The organism is Alteripontixanthobacter maritimus (genome assembly GCF_003340475.1).
Classification (GTDB): domain Bacteria; phylum Pseudomonadota; class Alphaproteobacteria; order Sphingomonadales; family Sphingomonadaceae; genus Alteripontixanthobacter; species Alteripontixanthobacter maritimus.
Map to the genome: position 1 here is coordinate 1,002,992 of NZ_QBKA01000002.1, position 20,390 is coordinate 1,023,381.

The 20,390-nt window shown below is 61.4% G+C and carries 20 protein-coding genes; 10 read left to right on the forward strand and 10 right to left on the reverse strand.

All coding sequences use genetic code 11. The features are described 5' to 3' along the window. Window positions 1–34 precede the first annotated feature (34 nt). Entirely contained in the window at window positions 35–1,810 is a 1,776-nt protein-coding gene (locus HME9302_RS05075; RefSeq protein WP_181815691.1) for an ATP-binding protein, read from the forward strand. A 3-nt stretch (window positions 1,811–1,813) separates the two neighbouring features. On the opposite strand, the gene leuA is transcribed toward HME9302_RS05075, so the two are convergent. The 6 genes from leuA to miaA form a co-directional block, all read right to left on the reverse strand. Further along, window positions 1,814–3,511, reverse strand: a complete 1,698-nt coding sequence (leuA, locus tag HME9302_RS05080; RefSeq protein ID WP_115366118.1) for a 2-isopropylmalate synthase — start codon at window positions 3,509–3,511, stop codon at window positions 1,814–1,816. Window positions 3,512–3,701: 190 nt separating this feature from the next. Further along, the gene (locus tag HME9302_RS05085) at window positions 3,702–4,337 is read right to left on the reverse strand and encodes a DUF4329 domain-containing protein (RefSeq protein WP_115366119.1); all 636 of its coding nucleotides are present in this window, start codon (window positions 4,335–4,337) and stop codon (window positions 3,702–3,704) included. Window positions 4,338–4,355: 18 nt separating this feature from the next. After that, window positions 4,356–5,390, reverse strand: a complete 1,035-nt coding sequence (ilvC, locus tag HME9302_RS05090) for a ketol-acid reductoisomerase (protein WP_115367486.1) — start codon at window positions 5,388–5,390, stop codon at window positions 4,356–4,358. A gap of 120 nt (window positions 5,391–5,510) precedes the next feature. Beyond that, entirely contained in the window at window positions 5,511–6,023 is a 513-nt protein-coding gene (gene ilvN / locus HME9302_RS05095) for an acetolactate synthase small subunit (protein ID WP_115366120.1), read from the reverse strand. Window positions 6,024–6,035: 12 nt separating this feature from the next. After that, window positions 6,036–7,814: a biosynthetic-type acetolactate synthase large subunit gene (ilvB, locus tag HME9302_RS05100; protein WP_115366121.1), complete on the reverse strand. Its 1,779-nt coding sequence runs from the start codon at window positions 7,812–7,814 to the stop codon at window positions 6,036–6,038. A gap of 117 nt (window positions 7,815–7,931) precedes the next feature. Then, window positions 7,932–8,900 carry a tRNA (adenosine(37)-N6)-dimethylallyltransferase MiaA gene (miaA, locus tag HME9302_RS05105; protein ID WP_115367487.1) on the reverse strand — a complete coding sequence of 323 codons (969 nt, stop codon included), beginning with the start codon at window positions 8,898–8,900 and terminating at the stop codon, window positions 7,932–7,934. Here miaA and serB point away from each other — a divergent pair. Both serB and HME9302_RS05115 read left to right on the forward strand, forming a co-directional pair. Continuing rightward, window positions 8,893–9,792 (forward strand): phosphoserine phosphatase SerB, encoded by a 900-nt coding sequence (gene serB / locus HME9302_RS05110; protein ID WP_115367488.1) that lies wholly within the window; start codon window positions 8,893–8,895, stop codon window positions 9,790–9,792. The two genes, miaA and serB, sit on opposite strands and share 8 nt — an antisense overlap. Before the next feature lie 57 nt (window positions 9,793–9,849). Then, window positions 9,850–10,707: a Coq4 family protein gene (locus HME9302_RS05115; RefSeq protein WP_115366122.1), complete on the forward strand. Its 858-nt coding sequence runs from the start codon at window positions 9,850–9,852 to the stop codon at window positions 10,705–10,707. A gap of 21 nt (window positions 10,708–10,728) precedes the next feature. On the opposite strand, the gene HME9302_RS05120 is transcribed toward HME9302_RS05115, so the two are convergent. From HME9302_RS05120 to HME9302_RS05135, 4 genes are all read right to left on the reverse strand, one after another. After that, window positions 10,729–11,415 carry a nitroreductase family protein gene (locus tag HME9302_RS05120; RefSeq protein WP_115366123.1) on the reverse strand — a complete coding sequence of 229 codons (687 nt, stop codon included), beginning with the start codon at window positions 11,413–11,415 and terminating at the stop codon, window positions 10,729–10,731. Between the two features lie 177 nt (window positions 11,416–11,592). Further along, window positions 11,593–13,827, reverse strand: a complete 2,235-nt coding sequence (gene purL / locus HME9302_RS05125; RefSeq protein ID WP_115366124.1) for a phosphoribosylformylglycinamidine synthase subunit PurL — start codon at window positions 13,825–13,827, stop codon at window positions 11,593–11,595. A gap of 10 nt (window positions 13,828–13,837) precedes the next feature. Beyond that, complete coding sequence (locus HME9302_RS05130; protein ID WP_115366125.1) at window positions 13,838–14,518, reverse strand: hypothetical protein; 681 nt, start codon at window positions 14,516–14,518, stop codon at window positions 13,838–13,840. A 19-nt stretch (window positions 14,519–14,537) separates the two neighbouring features. Continuing rightward, window positions 14,538–14,939 carry a DUF2177 family protein gene (locus tag HME9302_RS05135; protein WP_230079877.1) on the reverse strand — a complete coding sequence of 134 codons (402 nt, stop codon included), beginning with the start codon at window positions 14,937–14,939 and terminating at the stop codon, window positions 14,538–14,540. Window positions 14,940–14,999: 60 nt separating this feature from the next. Here HME9302_RS05135 and HME9302_RS05140 point away from each other — a divergent pair, with 60 nt between their 5' ends. From HME9302_RS05140 to HME9302_RS05170, 7 genes are all read left to right on the forward strand, one after another. Further along, window positions 15,000–15,251: an exodeoxyribonuclease VII small subunit gene (locus tag HME9302_RS05140; RefSeq protein WP_115366126.1), complete on the forward strand. Its 252-nt coding sequence runs from the start codon at window positions 15,000–15,002 to the stop codon at window positions 15,249–15,251. A 1-nt stretch (window position 15,252) separates the two neighbouring features. Beyond that, entirely contained in the window at window positions 15,253–16,173 is a 921-nt protein-coding gene (locus tag HME9302_RS05145; RefSeq protein ID WP_115366127.1) for a polyprenyl synthetase family protein, read from the forward strand. Between the two features lies 1 nt (window position 16,174). Beyond that, the gene (coaD, locus tag HME9302_RS05150; RefSeq protein ID WP_115366128.1) at window positions 16,175–16,702 is read left to right on the forward strand and encodes a pantetheine-phosphate adenylyltransferase; all 528 of its coding nucleotides are present in this window, start codon (window positions 16,175–16,177) and stop codon (window positions 16,700–16,702) included. Between the two features lie 99 nt (window positions 16,703–16,801). Beyond that, a complete protein-coding gene (locus HME9302_RS05155; RefSeq protein WP_407641314.1) occupies window positions 16,802–17,545 on the forward strand; it encodes a peptidylprolyl isomerase in 744 nt (247 codons plus the stop codon). Between the two features lie 62 nt (window positions 17,546–17,607). Further along, complete coding sequence (gene queA / locus HME9302_RS05160) at window positions 17,608–18,636, forward strand: tRNA preQ1(34) S-adenosylmethionine ribosyltransferase-isomerase QueA (RefSeq protein WP_115366130.1); 1,029 nt, start codon at window positions 17,608–17,610, stop codon at window positions 18,634–18,636. A 27-nt stretch (window positions 18,637–18,663) separates the two neighbouring features. Further along, window positions 18,664–19,608: an ABC transporter ATP-binding protein gene (locus HME9302_RS05165; protein ID WP_115366131.1), complete on the forward strand. Its 945-nt coding sequence runs from the start codon at window positions 18,664–18,666 to the stop codon at window positions 19,606–19,608. Continuing rightward, window positions 19,605–20,390, forward strand: coding sequence for an ABC transporter permease (locus HME9302_RS05170; RefSeq protein ID WP_115366132.1), 786 nt, complete (start codon window positions 19,605–19,607; stop codon window positions 20,388–20,390). Before HME9302_RS05165 ends, HME9302_RS05170 begins: the two co-directional genes overlap by 4 nt.

Genomic DNA, 20,390 nt, shown 5'->3' on the forward strand with positions numbered 1-20,390 from the left:
ATTTACCTTCGTGTCGCATGACGGCAGCATGGATATGCCAAGACTATTGCCGCGCTGGAACACACCCCAGAAAATCCTGACGGGTTTGGTACTGGTGGTAAGTGTGGCGAGTATGCTCATGCTTCTGACAGGGTCACCGATGGTCGACCCGCGTGTGCACGGTCTGATCCTGCTTACGGTTATCGCGGCGGTTGTCTACGCATTGCGGGGATGGGGGATCGCTGCCGATCATGATCGCGTCCGGCTCATCCGGTTGGAGGAGGAAAACCGCCTCCTGTTAATGACCGAAGCCACTGCGCATATCGGCCATTGGCGGGTCGATTTCAGAAGCGACGACGTGTTCTGGTCGGACGAGACCTTCCGCATCTACGGGCTACTGCCGGGGGAGGAACCCGACTTGGAAGCGGCCATCGCAGCCTTCCACCCCGAAGACCGCGAACTGGTGGGAACTGCGGTGGAAACCGCCCGCGCCACGGGCAAACCATTCAATTTTCAGGCCCGGCTAGTGAGGCCGGATGGAGAATTGCGGATCACGGAAAGCATCGCATTGGTGGAATATGGGCCGGACGGCGAACCGGCGGCAATCTTCGGTGTGTTCGCCGATCGGACCGACGAGGTGAAGCTTAGGAACGAGCTGGTCGCCGCCCGCGACGCGGCCGATGCGGCGGGCCGTTCCAAAAGTGCGTTCCTGGCCAATATGAGCCATGAAATACGTACCCCGATGAACGGGGTCGTCGGATTTGCGGATATGTTGCTCCGCAGCGATCTGCCCGAACAACAGCATCGTTATGCCGGGCTGATCGCGGAGTCCGGCAAGACCATGATGCAGCTGCTCAACGATATTCTCGATCTTTCCAAGATCGAGGCCGGGGAGATGACCGTGGCCAAAACCGTTGTCGATCTCCCGCATCTCGTCAAACAGTGCATGCGCCTGATCGAGCCGCAAGCTCGGGAAAAGGGGCTGGCGGTCGAAATGTTTGTCGATCCATCGGTGCCGCAAAATTACCTCGGCGATCCGCTGCGCATTCGGCAAATCCTGTGCAACCTTCTCAACAACGCGATCAAGTTCACCGGTTCCGGCAGCGTAGGCCTGTCTATCACGACTACCGACGACGAGGTGATCATCCGTGTGACCGACACCGGGATCGGCATCGCTCCCGACCGGCAGGAAATGATTTTCAGCGCCTTCACTCAGGCCGATGTTACGACAGCGGCGGAACATGGCGGGACCGGCCTGGGGCTGGCCATCTGCCAGCAATTGACCCAAATGATGGATGGGGAAATCGCGCTGGAAAGCACACCCGGCATAGGCAGCACCGTCACTATCACCCTGCCGGCATTGTACGGTAAGGTCGAACATGCCGATGGGTCCCGAAATGTCGCGGCGGTTGCATCAGGCGCGCGGTTCGCCGGTCACCGTGTCTTGCTGGCCGAAGATTACGACATCAACCAGATGCTGATGGCGGCGATGGCTGCAGATTGCGGCCTGGATCTCGACATCGCGGGAGACGGATCGGAAGCCGTTGCGATGGTTGGCAAGGCTGCGGCGGAGGGTAGGCCCTACGCCCTGATCCTGATGGATCTCCAGATGCCGAAGCTCTGCGGTATCGACGCTGCGCGCGTCCTTCGCGACACCGGATATGACGCCCGCGATCTGCCGATCGTTGCGCTGACCGCCAATGCCTTTCCGGAGGACATCGACGCTTGTCTGGCCGCTGGAATGCAAGCGCATCTCGCCAAACCGCTGTCCTTCGAAACCTTTACTCGTGAGACAGGGCGGTGGTTGGCGCAGGATCGCCGGGCCGCCTGATAGTCATGGTTCGCGCGCTTGGTGCGCTGCCACAGCCGAGTTTGCCGAGCTGACGACACTGCGTACGCTGGCGGTCGCCACATCCTCGTCGATGCCGACGCCCCAGATTTCGGTTCCGTCGGGCAGGCGGCAGTGGAGGTAGGCGGCGGCACGCGCGTCGCGGCCCGTGCCAAGAGCATGTTCGCTGTAGTCCAGCACTTCGATGGCAAGACCGAAACTGTTTTCCAGCGTGGAGACGACCGATGAGATCAGGCCGTTTCCGCGTCCCGAAACGGTCTGTTCCTGGCCGTCCACCGCGATGGTCCCGGCGAAAATGCGCGTGCCGTCCGCGCCGCGGCTTTCCTCGTAATCGACCAACTGGAAATGCTTGCCATCGGTTTGAACATGATAAGCCTTGCGGAAGGCGTCCCAGATATCCGCGGCGTCCAGTTCGCGGCCGAGCTGGTCCGCCATGCGCTGCACATGGCGGCTGAAATCGGCGGAGAGGCGCTTGGGCAGTTTGAGGCCCTGATCCTGCTCCAGAACCCAGGCGAAACCGCCCTTACCGGATTGTGAGTTAACGCGAATGACCGCTTCGTAATCGCGGCCCAGATCGGCCGGATCGATGGGCAGGTACGGTACCCGCCAGCGAGTGTCATTTTGCGCGGTTTGCGCCTCGAACCCTTTCTTGATCGCATCCTGGTGACTGCCGGAAAAGGCCGTGAACACCAGTTCCCCGCCATAGGGATGGCGCGCGTCGACAGGCAGCTGATTGCAGTATTCCACCGTCTCGATCACGCGGTCGATATCGCCGAAATCAAGGCAGGGATCGATCCCTTGGGTATACATGTTGAGCGCCATCGTAACGAGGCAGCAATTGCCGGTGCGTTCGCCATTCCCGAACAGGCAGCCTTCCACCCGGTCCGCACCCGCCATAAGCCCCAGTTCCGCCGCTGCGACGCCCGTGCCGCGGTCGTTGTGTGTGTGCAGGCTGATGACTGCGCTGTCGCGGTTGGGCAGGTTGCGGCAGAAATACTCGATCTGGTCGGCGTAGATGTTGGGCGTGGACGCTTCGACCGTGGCCGGCAGGTTGAGGATCACTGGATGTTCGGGTGTGGGCGCCAACACGTCCATTACCGCTTCGCAAACGGACAGGCTGAAATCGAGTTCGGCCGTGCTGAAGGTCTCGGGGCTGTATTGGAAGTGCCACCTTGTATCGGGCTGCTTCGCCGCCTCGTCGCGCATGATTTTCGCGCCGGTGACGGCGATGTCGCGCACCTCGTCCTGCGACATCCGGAAAACGATGTCCCGCCATGCCGGGCTGACGGCGTTATACAGGTGGACTATCGCTGCTCGCGAACCGCGCAATGCATCGAAACTGGTGCGGATTAGGTCTTCGCGGCTTTGGGTGAGGACCTGCACCAACACGTCGTCCGGCACGCGGCCCGACTGGACTAGGCTAGAAATGAAGTCGAACTCGGTCGCGCCCGCGCTAGGGAATCCGACCTCAATTTCCTTCACGCCGATCTGGACGAGCAGATCGAAAAAGCGGTTCTTCTTTACCGCATCCATTGGATCGACGATGGCCTGGTTGCCATCGCGCAGATCGGTGCTGAGCCAGCGAGGTGGGGCGGTGATTGTGCGTGTTGGCCACTGGCGGTCGGGTAAGGCGACTTGCGGGAACGCTGCGTATTTTACGCCTGGATTGGAAAGCATGGGCATGGCGGGTCTCGTAACGAAATGTCTGGCGAATGGTGGAAGGCAGCAACCCTTGGGCGGGTGCTGCGTCCATCGTGCACGCAGCCGCTCACGCCCAAGGGCGGGTTAGTCGTAGCAGCGCGGTTTCGTTACGGTTCATTGCGGCGAACATGGCTGAACAGGGCGCGGTTGGCAAGCGTGGGGCTTAGATGGTTCAGCATCGCTCGAGCCCTGTCCTGGCGCGCGCCCGAAGCATGGCCAGATCGTACCGGTCGGAACTGGCGTCCCCCGGGCAATCGCGAAATGCGGGGTCCACTGCCAGGCAGGCCGGGCCACACAACAGCACGGCCTGCTCGTTCTCGCCGCTGACCAGCCATAGCCGCCCGCCCGGCGTGGAAACATAGTCGTCCACCTGCCAGCTGATGGTGCTGCGCAGGTCGATATCCGATGGCACTTCGCTATCGGCTTCCGCGTCGAAGCCAGCGTGGGTGTGGTAAGTCGCCAGAACCTCGCGGTTGCTGTTTGCGCCAAAGTCGCTTTCGCAGCTGAAGGCGTTGCCGACTTCCGGACTGGATGCCTTCACACTGCCATCCCAGCGATAGATGTAGCCGCAATATTCCAGATTGTTGGCGTGCGAGCGGACTTGCAGATCGGCCAGCGTCTGTGCCGCGACGCGGGCGGTTTCGTCTTCCAGCTGAGCGATGGAGGGCACTTTGGTCCAGTCCATGGGTTCCGGCGCGCGGTTGGCCAAGCTCGCCAGCAAGTAGACCACCGCGCCGAATGCCAGCGGCACAATAATCTGTACCGGGGTTACCGGATTGCTACCGCGCGCTGGCTGTTCGGGCTTCATCGCGCCGCATCCTAAGGCTCAGTTCTTGGCCTTGTCCACCAGTTGATTGGCCGAGATCCATGGCATCATCGCACGGAGCTGCGCGCCGGTTTTCTCGATCGGATGGGCCTCCGCAGCTTTGCGGCTCGCCTTCAGTTCGGGCTGTCCGGCGCGGTTGTCCAGTACGAAATCCTTTACGAAGCGGCCCGACTGTATGTCCGCCAGAACGCGCTTCATTTCAGCCTTGGTTTCGTCCGTGATGATGCGCGGGCCGGTCTTGATGTCACCATATTCCGCCGTGTTACTGATGGAATAGCGCATGTTGGCAATGCCGCCCTCATACAGCAGATCGACGATCAGCTTGGTTTCATGCAGGCATTCGAAATAGGCCATTTCGGGCGCGTAACCGGCCTCGACCAGGGTTTCGAACCCGGCCTGGATCAGATGGGTTATGCCGCCGCACAGCACCACCTGTTCGCCGAACAGATCGGTTTCGCATTCTTCCTTGAAGTTCGTTTCGATAATGCCGGAACGCCCGCCGCCCATCGCGCTGGCATAGGATAGCGCCAGCGATTTGGCATAGCCGTTGCCGCCGCTGCTTTCGCTTTCCTGGTCCACCGCGATCAGGCAGGGCACGCCGCCGCCGCGCTGGTATTCGCTGCGCACGGTGTGGCCCGGACCCTTGGGCGCGATCATGATGACGTCGATATCGGCAGGCGGTTCGATCAGGCCGAAATGGATGTTGAGGCCGTGGGCGAAGGCGAGGGCGCTGCCGGGTTTCATCCGGCCCGCCATATCATCCGCCCAGATGGCGGCCTGATGTTCGTCCGGGGCGAGCACCATAACGAGGTCCGCCCATTCGGCGGCTTCCGAATTGGACATTACCGTAAAGCCCGCATCCTCCGCCTTTTTGCGCGTCGCAGACCCTTCGCGCAGTGCCACGGCAATATCCTTGACCCCGCTGTCACGCAGGTTCTGCGCGTGGGCATGGCCCTGACTGCCATAGCCGACCACGGCGACCTTCTTGTTCTGGATCAGGTCGAGATCTGCGTCGGCGTCGTAATAGACTTTCATGATTGTAATATTTCCCTTGGTAGTCATTCCCGCGAAAGTGGGAAGCCAGATGGCATAGTGGAAGCTCGCCCTAGGTTCCCGCCTTCGCGGGAATGACGAGTATGTCGGATTGCGCTTATACTAATCCACCACGCCCCGCATCATACCCACGATGCCGGTCCGGCCAACGTCGACCAGACCCAATTCGCGCATCAGGTGGACGAAGCTGTCGATTTTCTCGGGTGCACCGGTGATCTCGAAGATGAAGCTTTCGGTGGTGGTATCGACTGGCTTGGCACGGAAGATATCCGCTAGCCGCAGCGCCTCGACGCGCTTGTCCCCCGTACCTACCACCTTGATCAGCGCCAGTTCGCGTTCGACGTGCGGGCCCTCTTCGGTGAGATCGGTCACCTTGTGCACCGGCACGAGGCGTTCCAGCTGCGCATGGATCTGGTCGATCACCGGCGGCGGGCCGTTGGTGACGATAGTGATCCGGCTGACCTGATGGTCTTCGGAGATATCCGCCACAGTTAAACTGTCGATATTATAGCCGCGCGCGGTGAACATGCCGGCGATACGCGCGAGAATGCCTGCTTCGTTATCTACGACCACAGCGAGGACATGCCGTTCGGAAGGTTGATTGGTGATTTGCATTGGATCGCGCTCCTACACCAAGGCCTTCGCTTCGTCGTCCATCGTACCGCCGACCGCGTCGCCATAGAGCAGCATCTCGGTATGCGCTGCGCCGGACGGGATCATCGGTAGGCAGTTGGCATCCTTCGATACCTGGCAATCCACCATCACCGGCCCATCATGCGCCAGCATCGCGGCGATCCCTGCGTCCAGCTCGCTTTCCTGAGTGATGCGAATGCCCTTCCAGCCATAGGCTTCCGCCAGTGCCACGAAATCGGGCAGGCTATCGGAGTAGCTGTTGGAGTAGCGGCTTTCATAGGTGAGTTCCTGCCACTGGCGGACCATGCCCATATATTCATTGTTGAGGATGAACACCTTGACCGGCAGGCGGTACTGGCTCGCCGTTCCCAGTTCCTGGATGTTCATCTGAATACTGGCCTCGCCCGCGATGTCGATCACCAGTTCGTCCGGATTACCAAGTTGTGCGCCGATGGCGGCCGGCAGACCGTACCCCATGGTACCAAGACCGCCGCTGGTCAGCCATTTGTTAGGCGAGAAAAATCCGAAATACTGCGCCGCCCACATCTGGTGCTGGCCGACCTCGGTTGTGATGATCGGTTCGCGATCCCTGGTCGCCGCAAACAACCGCTCGACAGCCTTTTGCGGCATGATCGTTTCGGCGCTGTCGGGAAAGGCGAGGCAGTCGGTCGCCTTCCATCCGGCTACGCGCGCTTTCCATTCGGAAATGTCGGCGGGTTTTCGGTCGCCCCAGTGGGTGACGATCTGGTCCAGCACCGCCGCGCAATCGCCCACTATGCCAAGATCGACGGGCACGATCTTGTTGATGGAAGCGCGGTCGATATCGATGTGAATTTTCTTCGAATCCGGACTGAATGCGTCCAGTCGCCCGGTCACCCGGTCGTCGAACCGCGCGCCGATGCAGACCATCAGGTCGCAGCGGTTCATCGCCATGTTTGCCTCATATGTGCCGTGCATCCCGAGCATGCCGAGCCAGTCGGGATGGTCGGCGGGTAGCGTGCCGAGGCCCATCAGAGTGGATGTAACAGGCGCACCGGTCAATTCCTGCAAACGGCGCAGCAGTTGCGACGCCTCGGGTCCGGCGTTGATGATGCCGCCACCGGTATATAGAACGGGGCGCTCAGCCGAGGCGAGCATGTCTACCGCCTGGGCGATCTGATCCATCGGGGCGACCGTCTGCGGTTGGTAGCGGGATGCGGCGGGTGAGCCGCGCGGTGGCGCAACCTTGCCATCGCCGGTTGGTTGTTGAACGTCCGCCAACGCTTCCGCGATCTGAACGTCCTTCGGGATGTCGATCACCACAGGGCCGGGGCGGCCGGTGGTGGCGATGCGAAACGCTTCCTCGATGGTGCACCTGAGATTGGCGGGGTCTTTGACGAGGTAATTATGCTTCGTGCAGTGCCGCGTCAGGCCAATCGTATCCGCCTCCTGGAAGGCGTCGCTACCGATCAGGCCGGTCGGCACCTGCCCGGTTATAACCACGAGCGGAATGGAATCCATATAGGCGTCGGCAATTCCGGTCACCACATTGGTCGCGCCGGGGCCGCTGGTGACGAGCACTACGCCGGGCCGCCCGGTGCTGCGCGCGTACCCTTCCGCAGCATGTGCTGCGCCAGCCTCGTGCCGGACGAGGATATGCCGGATGCGGTCGTCGGCGAACAACTCGTCGTAGATTGGCAGCACGGCACCGCCGGGATAGCCGAAAATGGTATCGACCCCTTGTTCGACCAGCGTCTGCACCAGCAATTTCGCGCCGCTCAGGGGCTCCGCCACGGTAATTTCCTTATCGGTTACGATATTCCGAGCAGTCGGGACTGCTCGTGATGGCTATTTCAATGTTGAACGAGAACAAGGCCCGCTACCTATACGAATCTATCACGTCAACATTCTTCAGAGAAATAATCTTTCAATATCGTCGTCTGTGGGCATGGTAGTTTTTAACCAAACGATCCAGTCTGGCGCCAACTGACGGTTAAACCAGGTCGCTTGCCGTTTTGCATATTGCCGCGTTGCCAGAACAGCTTGCGTAGTTGCCGCTGCGATATCGGCGCGCCCGTCCAGATACGCCGCCAATGCTGGGACACCGATCGCGCGCATCACCGGCAGATTCCTTGAAAGCTTGCGATTGAGCAAACTCTCGACCTCCGTGACAGCGCCGGCCTGGAGCATTGCATCGAACCGCATGGCCGCCCGTTCGCGCAGAACCTCGCGCGGCGGAGTAAGGACTAGTGGGTGCAACGCAACCCGATCAGCAATCCCGCCTTCGAGCCGCGCCTGCCAATAACCGAGGGGTTTGCCAGTACTGCGCACCACCTCGAGCGCGCGGGCAACACGCTGCGTATCGCCCGGGTTCAGCGCGGCCGCACGCTCCGGGTCTTCCTGTGTCAGCGCCGCGTAAGCGTCCGCAGCGTCCATTGCGCGTACAGCCTCTCGGATTGGCGGGTCGATTGCCGGGACAGGCGCAATGCCGTCCAGCAGGACACGCAGGTACATCCCCGTGCCGCCGCACAGGATCGGCACCGACCCCGCCCCATGCAGCCGGTCGATCTCCGCCCGTGCCGCTTTCGCCCAGTCGGCGGCGGAGCATGCCTGTGCGCCGTCCCAGGTACCGAACAGCAGATGCTCGACGCCCCGCATCTCTTCTTCGGTGGGGCGAGCGCTGAGAATGCGTAAGTCGGCATAGACCTGCGCGCTGTCGGCATTGATGACCGCTGCGTCCTGCCCTTGCGCTTTCAGCAGAAGCGCCAGCCGCACGGCGAGATCGGTCTTGCCGCTTGCCGTAGGCCCTGCAATGAGCGCGACCGGCGGCTTCGGACCGCCATCGGATACGGGTTTCCACGGAGAAAATGCGATGCTCATCGCGCGGTTGATAGCAGGTAACGCCGGCCAACATACAGGCGATCTCGACGCGCAGCTCGACGCCGCGAGTAAAGCGATCGAAGCCGCCGGCATGAAGCTGGCTTTGGCGGACATGCTGGATTTCTGCGGCGATGTGCTGGAACTTTCTCTGCCCGGCGGCGATGCGCGGGTCCTGGCGGACATCGTCGAAACGCATTTCGTCCCGGTCGATTATCTCGTAAGCGAACGGGCGATCGCGGTGCCAAGCGTCTTCGTGTCCGATATGGATTCCACCATGATCGAGCAGGAATGTATCGACGAACTGGCGGATTTCGCAGGTTTGAAGGATAAGGTTTCCGCGATCACCGAACGCGCGATGCTGGGTGAACTGGATTTCGAAAGCGCACTGCGGGAGCGGGTGGGACTGCTCGAGGGGCTTGGCGAGGAGGCGATCGGTCGCTGCCTTGCCGAACGTATCACCCCGATGCCGGGCGCGCGCACGCTGGTGGCAACGCTGAAGGCGCGTGGTTGCCGGACCGTGCTGGTCACCGGCGGCTTCCACCATTTCGCAGATCCGGTCGCGGCGCAGCTCGGCTTCGAACGGACGGTTGGCAACCGGTTGGGCGTCGCGGACGGCCACCTTACGGGCCAGCTTGCCGGCGCAATCGTCGACAGCTCGGTGAAGGAACGAATCCTGCGCGAAGAGATGGCAAGTCTGGGCGAAGGCGCGCTGTCCCTGGCGACCGGCGACGGCGCGAACGACATTCCGATGCTGCGCGCGGCCGATTTCGGCATCGCCTACAAGGCCAAACCAAAGGCACGCGACGCCGCCGACGGTCATATCGGCCATGGCGACCTGACATCGGTGCTCAAACTGTTGGGCATCGCGCAAGAAAATTGGGTCGTGGAATAGCGCTTGGAAGACACCCGTTCATCGTCTATTGACATTTATGTCAGTAAGAGAGCACCGATGAACCAGCCAGCCAAGCCTGCCGACCTTCCCGCAAGCCAATATGTGCCCGCAACCGGGCGCCCGGCGGAGTTTGCCGAAGACGGTACGATCTTCTGTCATCCGGACCGCCCGCGTCCGAAGAAACGCTGGGGTAAAGCCTATTACCATTTTCGCGAATTGCTGAAAAACAAGGAAGACACCAGCCACGTCTTCCGTATCTTCGAATCGCTGCCATCACGCGGTTTTGTGCTGCGCGCACGAGCGTTGGTCTTCAGCGACGCCGGGAAAGCTATGCGCGCGACCGAGCCCTATCTTCCTGCCATTCTGGATGACCACGCAGCGCTGCGCGAATTGCCGAAGGGTAGCGTGGCCGAGGCGTATCTGCACTTCATGACCAGCGAAGGACTGACCGCTGCAGGTCTGGTGGAGGAGCAGGACAAAAGCTTTGCCGGACGGCCGCGGTATGATGATCTGGTCGAATGGTATGGCAATCGTCGGCGCGATACGCATGATTTGCTGCATGTGCTGACCGGCTATGGCCGCGATGCGCTGGGCGAACAATGCGTGCTTGCCTTTACCTACGGCCAGAATGGCGAGCTGGGCAATCTGTTCATTGCCTATCTCGGCGCACTTGAAATCAAACGTACCGTAAAAGGCGGCGCGCCTGTTTTGAGTGCAGTCCGTGAAGCACAGAATTCGGGTGCGGGCGCTCCGGCGGTGGCCGAAATGCCGATCCGCGATCTGCTTGCGATGCCGCTGACGGAAGCGCGCGCCATGATGGGAGTGGGTGATCCGGCCAAATATCGTGAATGCCACCGGGTGTGGGCGAGCCGGGGCACCGATCCGTATGACTTGCTGGGCGGGGCCGCGGCGTAGCCCTTTTCGGACCGTAACGTACTAGAGCCAGCTTGAAATCACATTTAGCGGCTTCTTGCGGATCGCATGATTGGGCACGGTTGCGCCTTTGGCGGCATGGCCAGCGACGACGATCATCAGCGGTTTTTCGGTCGCGGGCCGCCCGCAAATTTCGCGCAGAAAGCCCATGGGTGACGGAGTATGCGTCAACGTGGCCAAGCCTGCCTCGTGCAGCGTCGCGACCAGCAAGCCGCAGGCCATACCGACGCTTTCGTTGACGTAATAGTTCTGCGTTTCGCCGTCTTCCGCGATGCCGCCCTTGCGTTGGGCAAAGCAGACTATCAGCCACGGCGCAATTTCGAGGAACGGCTTGCTTGCATCCGTGCCGATTGGGGCGAGCGCATCGAGCCATTCCTCGCCCGCCCTGGGCGTGTCGCCATCCGCACCATAGAACTTGCGCTCCTCCGCCTCCGCTGCCTCGCGGATGGCGCGCTTGGTTTGCGGGGAGGATATGGCCGCGAAGTGCCAAGGCTGGTGGTTTGCGCCATTGGGCGCGGTTCCGGCCGCGCGGATGGCGCTTTCTATGACCTCGCGCGGAACGGCAGTGTCCGCAAAATTGCGGCAAGAGCGGCGAGTCTGCAATCGCTCGAACGCGGCGCGTGCGCGGGTAATGCGCTCGGCATCGGTGAGTTCTGGTGGCGCTGGGTATGGATGATGGCTCTCAGTCATACCTAACTCTACTAAGCTAATAACTCGTCACCCTGAACTCGTTTCAGGGTTCACTCCGCAACACATTTGCAGGTTGGCAAATCGCAGCGCTACCTGCCCGCCAGCACGGTACTGGGCACCACCATAGATCCTGATACGAGTTCAGGATGACGAATGGGTGGTTCGGCGTCGGTGGGATTATACCTCCATCCAGTCGCGGAAGAAGCTGTCGCTTGCCTCGCGTAAGTCGGCCAGAGAAACGCTTGACGATCCGCGGCCTTCAAGCTCACCATTATACTCGAAGCTGATCGCATCACCGCCAGTTTGCCCCCGGTAATTCTGATAAGCGCCGTGTTCGGCGCATAGCTCCTCGAATGCCGCGCGGTCGGTAACTGTCACCATATAACGACCCTGTTCTTCGCTGAACAATTCGCGTGCAGCGTTCGCGATGCCGTCAGTACGGAAGCCGATACCCGATGCCAGTGCCATTTCTGCAAGCGCCACGGCCATGCCGCCATCGGATATATCGTGCACCGCAGTCACGGTTCCATTCGCAATGAGCTCGCGCACAAATTCGCCTGTCTTGCGTTCTTGGGCGAGGTCGGTCGAGGGCACTTCGCCGTCCTTTCGGCCATGTATCTCGCGAAGCCAAACCGATTGGCCAAGCAAACCGCTTCCAGGACCAACCTCGAATATATACTCGCCCTCTGCTTTGAATCCCATCGTCATCATCTGCGCGGAATCTTCCAGCACACCCACCCCACCAATCGCGGGCGTGGGCAGGATTGCGCTGCCGCCGCCGGTGGCCTTGCTTTCGTTGTAGAGCGAGACGTTGCCGCTCACGATGGGGAAGTCGAGCGCGCGGCAGGCTTCGCCCATGCCTTCGAGGCAGCCCACGAATTGCGCCATGATTTCAGGGCGTTGCGGGTTGCCGAAATTCAGGCAGTTGGTGATGGCGAGCGGCCGCGCGCCCACGGCGCATAGATTGCGGTAGGCCTCCGCCACCGCCTGCTTGCCGCCTTCATACGGGTCTGCATAGCAATAGCGCGGCGTGCAGTCGGTGGTCATGGCGAGCGCTTTCTGCGTACCATGCACGCGCACCACCGCGGCGTCGCCGCCGGTTTGCAGCGTGTCCGCGCCAACCTGGCTATCGTATTGCTCCCAGATCCACCGCCGCGATGCGAGCGCCGGGCTGGCCATCATCTTGAGCAGGTCGGCGCCGATATCGGTGGTTTCGGGAACATCGCCGAGCGGTTCGACCGCGGCCCAGGTCTTGTATTCCTCTTTCGAAACGTAGGGGCGTTCATATTCCGGCGCGCTGTCCGCCAATGGGCCGAGCGGGATGTCGCACACGGTCTCGCCGCCGAAGGTCAGTTCCATGCGGCGGGTATCGGTCACTTCGCCGATGACCGCGAAATCCAGTTCCCACTTTTCGAAAATCGCCGCTGCCTCCGCCTCGCGGCCGGGCTTCAGAACCATCAACATGCGTTCCTGCGATTCGCTCAGCATCATTTCGTAGGGCGTCATGCCCTCTTCGCGGCAGGGCACCTGGTCCATGTGGAGGATGATACCAGTTTCGCCATTGGTGGCCATTTCCACGCTGGAGGAGGTGAGTCCGGCCGCGCCCATGTCCTGAATGGCGACGATGGCGTCGGTTGCCATCAGTTCCAGACACGCCTCGATCAGCAGTTTTTCGACAAACGGATCGCCGACCTGCACGGTGGGGCGCTTTTCCTCGATATCGTCCCCGAAATCTGCGCTGGCCATGGTCGCGCCGTGGATGCCGTCACGCCCGGTCTTGGACCCGACATAGACAATAGGATTTCCCACCCCGGTGGCAGCGCTGTAGAAAATCTTGTCCTGATCGGCGACGCCGACCGTCATCGCATTGACGAGAATGTTGCCATCGTAAGCCGCATCGAAATTCGTCTCGCCGCCCACAGTCGGCACGCCCACGCAGTTTCCGTAACCGCCGATGCCCGCGACAACGCCCTTGACCAGATGCTTCATCTTGGGATGGTCTGGCCGGCCGAAGCGCAGAGCGTTGAGGTTGGCGATGGGCCGGGCGCCCATGGTGAAAACGTCGCGCAGAATGCCGCCCACGCCGGTCGCCGCGCCCTGATAGGGTTCGATGTAGCTCGGGTGGTTGTGGCTCTCCATCTTGAAGATTGCCGCCTGACCATCGCCGATATCGATGACGCCCGCATTCTCGCCGGGCCCGCAAATGACCCACTCGGCCTCTGTCGGCAGCTTCTTCAGATGGAAGCGACTGGATTTGTAGCTGCAATGTTCCGACCACATCACGGAAAAGATGCCGAGTTCGACCATGTTCGGCTCGCGCCCCAGTGCGGCAAGCACACGTTCATATTCTTCGGGGCTGAAGCCGTGCTGTTCGACGGTTTCGGGTGTTATGGGGTCTGTGTGCTGCGTCATGCGCCTGCGCTTAGCGTCCGCGCACGGCCTTCGCCAGTCCCGCTGCATCATTGTGCACACGGGTATGGCCTACCCACCAGGCGAGCAAGGCAGCCACGCCGAATGCGGCCAGCCCGGTCAGCAGAAACGCGGCGTCCACCGCTTCGGGTGGCGGGCCGAACCAGTTCACCATCTGCAGGACCAGCAACACCGCCGCCAGCACGAGGGCTGGCATACTGGGTCCGGTGGTCCGGCTTATATAGAACGCAAACGGCCAGAAGGTCAGCGCCAGCTCCAACGGCATTGCGATCGCCGGATAGTTCCACAGGCCAAAACCCAATTTCTCACCGCCGCCTGCGATAGTCATATCCGGCACATGGACCAAAAGATCGAGCAGCCAGTGCGACAGCACCACCGCCGCCGCAATCGCAGCGCTCACCAGATCGCGCCGCCATATATAGACCAGCGCCGCAAACCCGATCGACCAGGCCGCTGTGCCCAGCAGACTATGGGTATAGGGCATATGATAAAGATCCATCGGGTTCATCGCGCTGATGCCCGGCGTGATCCGCATATCCTCCACGCCCAGCATCACGAAGATAAAAAACGCCCAATCCACCAGTTGCGCTGCGATAAACAGCACGCCCAGCTTCGGCGCGCGCGGCGTTACAGCTGCTGCGGCGAGGGCGGGTGCCCAATGGCCGATGAACATGTCCGCGCCCCCTGCCGGATTACGCGAATTTAAGCGCTGCCCAAGTGGCGATACTTGCCGCAACGCAGGTTGCGAACGCGCCCCAAGCGATGTCGACTACGCTGATCGTGGTGGACCAGGTCTTCAACACGGCCTGACTGGTTAGATCGTATGTGGCATAGCACAGCGCCCCCAGCAGCGCCCCGTTCAGCGCGGCAGTAGCCACGGACCCGTCCGCCAATCCTGGCCTAATTGCGAACCAGCACATTCCAAACAGATACAGCACGTAGAACACGCCCGCTGCCGTCTTGTCGAAATTCTCAGCCATTATCTCGCCGATGCGCGGGCGGTAGAAATTCGGGCCGGCCCAGCCCAGCCACAGCGCATCCAGCACTCCAAAAGCGATTGCGGCCACAATATAGGCGATAATCCACTGCATCATACGTCCCCCTTCAGCGCGCAGCTTGACCCTGCGAAGGGCAGTGGTCAATGCTGCTGCGCGATGGATGACGCAAAAACCGATATCGCAAAGATGACGTTCGAACAGGCCCTGCAGGAGCTGGAGCAGGTGGTACGCCAGCTGGAAGGGGGCGAGGTCGCGCTCGACCAGAGCATCGACCTTTACGAGCGCGGCGAAAAACTGCGCGCGGTCTGCCAGAAACGGCTCGACGCGGCGCAGGCCCGCATCGAAAAGATCGTGGCCAATCCCGATGGCAAGGCAACCGGAACCGTGCCGTTCGACGAGCAGGGCTGAGATGCACGTCGTCGGGGAAGGAGCTGCCGAAGGGGAGGCGCTGCTGAAAGCGGCTCTCGGCGCGGTACAGGGCGAGGTCGATAGTTGCTTCGACGCGTTGCTGCCCATTCCCGGCGATGCACGCGCACGGCTGTTCGAGGCGATGCGTTACGCAGCCATCGGTGGCGGCAAGCGGGTTCGCCCGATGTTGCTGGTGGAAACAGCCGCCTTGTTCGGGGTAGGGCGCGAAGCCGCGATCCGCGTCGGCTGCGCAGTCGAGGCGATTCATGTCTATTCACTGATCCACGACGATTTGCCCTGCATGGACGATGACGATCTTCGCCACGGCAAGCCCACGCTTCACCGGCAATATGACGACGCGCTGGCCGTGCTTGCGGGGGACTCGCTTCACGCGCTGGCCTTCGAGATACTCGCTGACGCCAATCCTATCCCCGACCCGTTCATCCGCGCCGAACTGGTTGCCACTTTGGCGACTGCGAGCGGCATGAACGGCATGGCCGGCGGACAGGTCATGGACATGGCGGCGGAGAGCGAAAGCTACGACCTGCATTCCATAACGCGGCTGCAACAGCTCAAGACCGGTGCGCTGCTTGGGGCGGCAGTGGAAATGGGAGCCATTCTGGGCCGCGTTCCGCCCGAAGGTCGCAGCCATCTGCGGGCCTACGCCCGGGACATCGGACTGGCCTTCCAGATAGCTGACGATCTGCTGGATGTGGAAGGCGATGAAACGCTGGCTGGGAAGGCGCTTCGCAAGGATGAGGGGCAAGGCAAGCAGACTTTTGTGACTTTGATGGGCGTCGACGGGGCCCGCGACCAGGCGCGCGCTCTGGTCGAACAGGCGGTCGGACATCTGGCCAGCCATGGCGACGATGCAGCGACACTGGCGGCGCTGGCGCGCTATATTGTGGAGAGGGACCGGTAATATGAGCGCATCTGCAAAGGGCCGCCGGATCGGCATCTATCCCGGCACATTCGATCCGATGACGCTGGGCCATGCCGATATCATCCGGCGCGGTGCGAAGCTGGTCGATACGCTGATCCTGGGAGTGACCACTAACCCTTCCAAGGATCCAATGTTCGATACCGACGAACGGCTGGCCATGGTAAAGCGCGAAGTGGCGGCCATGGGGATCGGCAATGTGGAAGTGCAAGGCTTCAACGCGCTGCTCGTAAAATTCGCACGGAAAGTAGGCGCGACCGTGATTTTGCGGGGGCTGCGCGCGGTCGCCGATTTCGAATATGAATACCAAATGGCGGGCATGAACCAGCAGCTCGACGACGATATCGAAACGGTGTTCCTGATGGCCGACGTTTCGCTGCAACCCATCGCATCGCGGCTGGTCAAGGAGATCGCCCTGTTCGGGGGCGACATTACGCCATTCGTGAGTAAGCCCGTATGCCAGGATGTCATCGCGCGCGTGGAATCGATCGGCCGCCGCGGCGATTACTGACCGCATCACTACTGACCGCACCACCACCGACCACACTGCCATTCATCGCCATTCATTGAACCGACAGCGCGCCTTCGATAAGAGGCGCGGCATACTGATATGCCAAGGATTACTGACACCATGTTGAAAGCTCTTTCCGTTGCCGGCGTTGCGCTCGCGCTTACCTTCGGGCCAGCCGCATCCGCGCAGGATACTGACGAGGCAAGCCCGGCCAGCAGCTTTACTTACGAGGCAGTCAATTTCGACACTGCCGTGGACCGCGATGATATCCTGGTACTCGACCTGTCCAACGGGCAGCGTGTGCAGATCCGCTTAATGGATGCCTGGGCCCCCGGACATGTCGACCGGGTGAAGACTTTGGCCCGGCAGGGCTTCTACGACGGCGTGATCTTTCACCGTGTGATCGAGGGTTTCATGGCGCAGACCGGCGACCCTACCGGCACGGGGCAGGGTGGCAGCCAGCTTCCCGACCTCAAAGCGGAATTCAATCCCATGCCGCATTTGCGTGGCACCGTTTCGATGGCTCGCGCGAACGAAGATGACAGCGCCAACAGCCAGTTTTTCATCACGTTCTATCCGCGCTTCTCGCTGGACAAGAAGTACACCAATTTCGGCCGCGTGATCTCCGGCATGGGCGCTGTGGATGCAATCAAGCGCGGCGAGCCGCCGGTCGATCCGACGCGGATCGTGCAGGCTTCGATCGCATCCGATAACAAGCCGGTACCGGCTCCGCAGGCTTTCGCTCCGGCAGCATCGCCGGTGTCGGCATCAACGGGCGAGCAGGAAGCGCCGAAGTTTGATGGTGTCAGTATCGAGGAACTGGGCGCTCCCATCGGCGAGTAAGAATTTCGGGCATTTCTGCGCCCGACCAACCAACACCGGAAAAATTCGGATAGGGGCATCCCATGCGCGTTGACCTGTTCGATTTCGACCTGCCAACCGAGAACATCGCCCTGCGCCCGGCCCGCCCGCGCGATTCCGCCCGGCTGCTGGTCGCGCGCGGAGCCGAACCATTCGACGACAGCATCGTGAGCGAGTTGCCGCAGCTGCTGGAACCGGGCGATGTTCTGGTTTTCAACGACACCCGCGTCATCCCCGCCCAACTGGAAGGGAAGCGCGGCAATGCTGCCATTGGCGCAACCCTGCATAAACGGATCGACCTGCGCCGCTGGCAGGCCTATATCCGCAATGCCAAACGTTTGAGCACAGGTGATCGGATCGACTTTCCCGCAGAAGTTCAGGCCACCGCGGAACATCGCCACGATGACGGAAGCTGGACGCTGGCCTTCGCGGGTGACGAACCGGTCGAGGTGCTGCTGGAACGGGCCGGCAATATGCCCCTGCCACCCTATATCGCCCGCAAACGTGGAACCGACGAACAGGATCGCGAGGACTACCAGACCATGTTTGCGGCGGAAGATGGCGCGGTGGCGGCTCCGACCGCTGCGCTCCATTTTACGCCGGACCTGATCGCGGCATTGGACGAACGCGGGGTTGGGCGCGAAACACTAACCTTGCATGTCGGCGCGGGGACGTTTCTTCCGGTCAAGGCCGAAGACACCGACGACCACGCCATGCACAGCGAATGGGGCCGGATCGAGCCGGATGTGGCAAGGCGCCTTAACGAGGCGCGCGCACGCGGCGGTCGCATCATCGCCGTGGGCACCACCAGCCTCCGCCTGTTGGAAAGCGCGGCGCGACCTGATGGCACCATCGAAGCATTTGCCGGCGACACGGATATTTTCATCACGCCGGGCTACGCATTCCGCGCAGTGGACGGCCTGATGACCAATTTCCATTTGCCCAAATCCACTCTGATGATGCTGGTCAGTGCGCTGGTCGGGCGCGACCGGATCATGGCGGCATATGCTCATGCCATCGCGCAGGACTACCGTTTCTACAGCTACGGCGATTCCAGCCTGCTGCTTCCATAACCGCGTGTTTCGCGATAGCGCGGCGATATGGACACCATCCTCAGCCTTCGCGGCCTGACAAAAACCTATACGAGCGGGCTGACCGCGCTCGACAATGTACACCTCGATATCCGGAAGGGCGAGATCTTCGCTCTGCTCGGTCCCAATGGTGCCGGGAAGACCACACTGATCGGCGCGGTGTGCGGGCTTGTCCGGCCTACCGCCGGCAGCGTTCACGCCTTCGGTCTGGATATGGCGAAGGATTGGCGGCGCGCGCGCGGGCGGATTGGGTTGGTGCCGCAGGAAATCGGGACTGATATGTTCGACACGGTAGAGCGGCAGGTTGCCTATTCACGCGGCATGTTCGGATGCGCACCGGACAAGTCCCGGATCGAGGAGGTGCTGCGCAGCCTCAGCCTGTGGGACAAGCGTTCTTCCGAAGTTCGCACGCTGTCGGGCGGGATGAAGCGACGGGTAATGATCGCCAAGGCGCTCTCGCACGATCCCGACCTACTTTTCCTGGACGAGCCCACCGCCGGGGTCGACGTCGAATTGCGCCGCGACATGTGGCGGCAGATCGATACGCTGCGCGAACAGGGCGTCACTATCATCCTGACCACGCATTACATCGAAGAGGCCGAGGAGATGGCCGACCGGGTCGGCGTGATCGATAAGGGCCGTGTGCTGCTGGTCGACGGCAAGGAAGCGATTATGGGCCGGCTTGGCCGGACAGAGGCACATTTCACGCTAGCCGAACCTCTCACCACGCTACCCACCGCAATCGGCGAAATGCCGGTCACGCTGGAAAATGGCGGCACGTGGATATGCTATCGCGGCGGCGATGGCAGTGGACAGGGCAAGCAGGAAGTAGCCGATCTCGCGCGTATCCTGGTGGAAGAGGGCATTATTTTCACCGCCATCGAACAAAAGGAATCCAGTCTGGAGGATATCTTCGTGCAGCTGGTTAAGGACGGCCAGGGGGCAGGTGTATGAGCAGTCCATTGACCGGCGGTATCAACTGGCGGGGCGCTTACGCCATTTACAAGAACGAACTCGTTCGGGCGTGGCGCGCCGTGTTCGGGACCATCGTTTCGCCGGTCCTTACCACCAGCCTCTATTTCATCGTCTTCGGCGCGGCTATTGGCGGGCGCATGGCAGAAGTTGGGGGCGTACCATATGGCGCGTTCATCGTGCCCGGCCTGCTTATGCTGACGTTGCTTTCCGAAAGCACTTCCAACGCCAGTTTCGGCATTTACATGCCGCGCTTTACCGGCGCGATCTATGAACTGTTGTCCGCACCCGTTGGCGTGACCGAAACGCTGATCGGATTTGTCGGTGCGGCTGCCACCAAGAGCCTGATTCTGGCTGCCATCATCCTGGCGACAGCGACATTATTCGTCGATTACCGGATCGAGCATCCGCTGCTGGCGCTGGGATACATCATCCTCGTATCTGCCAGCTTCTCCATGCTGGGCTTCATACTCGGCATCTGGGCAGAGGGGTTCGAGAAATTGCAGATGATCCCGTTGCTGGTTCTGACCCCGCTGACATTCCTGGGGGGCACGTTCTACAGCATCGATATGCTGTCCGGCCCGTGGCAGACGGTCGCGCTGTTCAATCCGATCTTCTATCTGGTCAGCGGGCTGCGCTGGACGTTCTATGGACAGGCGGACATCAGCATCGGGCTGGCAACGGGGCTGACCTTCGGCTTCCTCGCCTTGTGCATCGCCACCATCGCGTGGATTTTTCACACCGGTTGGCGGCTCAGAAGCTAA

Excerpts from the sequence above, each read along its gene's own strand:
- HME9302_RS05085 (WP_115366119.1), bottom strand. The coding sequence starts at position 4,337 with ATGAAGCCCGAACAGCCAGCGCGCGGTAGCAATCCGGTAACCCCGGTA.
- HME9302_RS05130 (WP_115366125.1), bottom strand. The coding sequence starts at position 14,518 with ATGTTCATCGGCCATTGGGCACCCGCCCTCGCCGCAGCAGCTGTAACG.
- leuA (WP_115366118.1), bottom strand. The coding sequence starts at position 3,511 with ATGCCCATGCTTTCCAATCCAGGCGTAAAATACGCAGCGTTCCCGCAA.
- HME9302_RS05075 (WP_181815691.1), top strand. The coding sequence starts at position 35 with ATGCCAAGACTATTGCCGCGCTGGAACACACCCCAGAAAATCCTGACG.
- miaA (WP_115367487.1), bottom strand. The coding sequence starts at position 8,900 with ATGAGCATCGCATTTTCTCCGTGGAAACCCGTATCCGATGGCGGTCCG.
- HME9302_RS05140 (WP_115366126.1), top strand. The coding sequence starts at position 15,000 with ATGGATGACGCAAAAACCGATATCGCAAAGATGACGTTCGAACAGGCC.
- purL (WP_115366124.1), bottom strand. The coding sequence starts at position 13,827 with ATGACGCAGCACACAGACCCCATAACACCCGAAACCGTCGAACAGCAC.
- ilvN (WP_115366120.1), bottom strand. The coding sequence starts at position 6,023 with ATGCAAATCACCAATCAACCTTCCGAACGGCATGTCCTCGCTGTGGTC.
- queA (WP_115366130.1), top strand. The coding sequence starts at position 17,608 with ATGCGCGTTGACCTGTTCGATTTCGACCTGCCAACCGAGAACATCGCC.
- HME9302_RS05170 (WP_115366132.1), top strand. The coding sequence starts at position 19,605 with ATGAGCAGTCCATTGACCGGCGGTATCAACTGGCGGGGCGCTTACGCC.
- HME9302_RS05120 (WP_115366123.1), bottom strand. The coding sequence starts at position 11,415 with ATGACTGAGAGCCATCATCCATACCCAGCGCCACCAGAACTCACCGAT.
- serB (WP_115367488.1), top strand. The coding sequence starts at position 8,893 with ATGCTCATCGCGCGGTTGATAGCAGGTAACGCCGGCCAACATACAGGC.
- HME9302_RS05165 (WP_115366131.1), top strand. The coding sequence starts at position 18,664 with ATGGACACCATCCTCAGCCTTCGCGGCCTGACAAAAACCTATACGAGC.
- HME9302_RS05135 (WP_230079877.1), bottom strand. The coding sequence starts at position 14,939 with ATGATGCAGTGGATTATCGCCTATATTGTGGCCGCAATCGCTTTTGGA.
- HME9302_RS05115 (WP_115366122.1), top strand. The coding sequence starts at position 9,850 with ATGAACCAGCCAGCCAAGCCTGCCGACCTTCCCGCAAGCCAATATGTG.
- HME9302_RS05155 (WP_407641314.1), top strand. The coding sequence starts at position 16,802 with ATGCCAAGGATTACTGACACCATGTTGAAAGCTCTTTCCGTTGCCGGC.
- HME9302_RS05145 (WP_115366127.1), top strand. The coding sequence starts at position 15,253 with ATGCACGTCGTCGGGGAAGGAGCTGCCGAAGGGGAGGCGCTGCTGAAA.
- ilvC (WP_115367486.1), bottom strand. The coding sequence starts at position 5,390 with ATGAAAGTCTATTACGACGCCGACGCAGATCTCGACCTGATCCAGAAC.
- coaD (WP_115366128.1), top strand. The coding sequence starts at position 16,175 with ATGAGCGCATCTGCAAAGGGCCGCCGGATCGGCATCTATCCCGGCACA.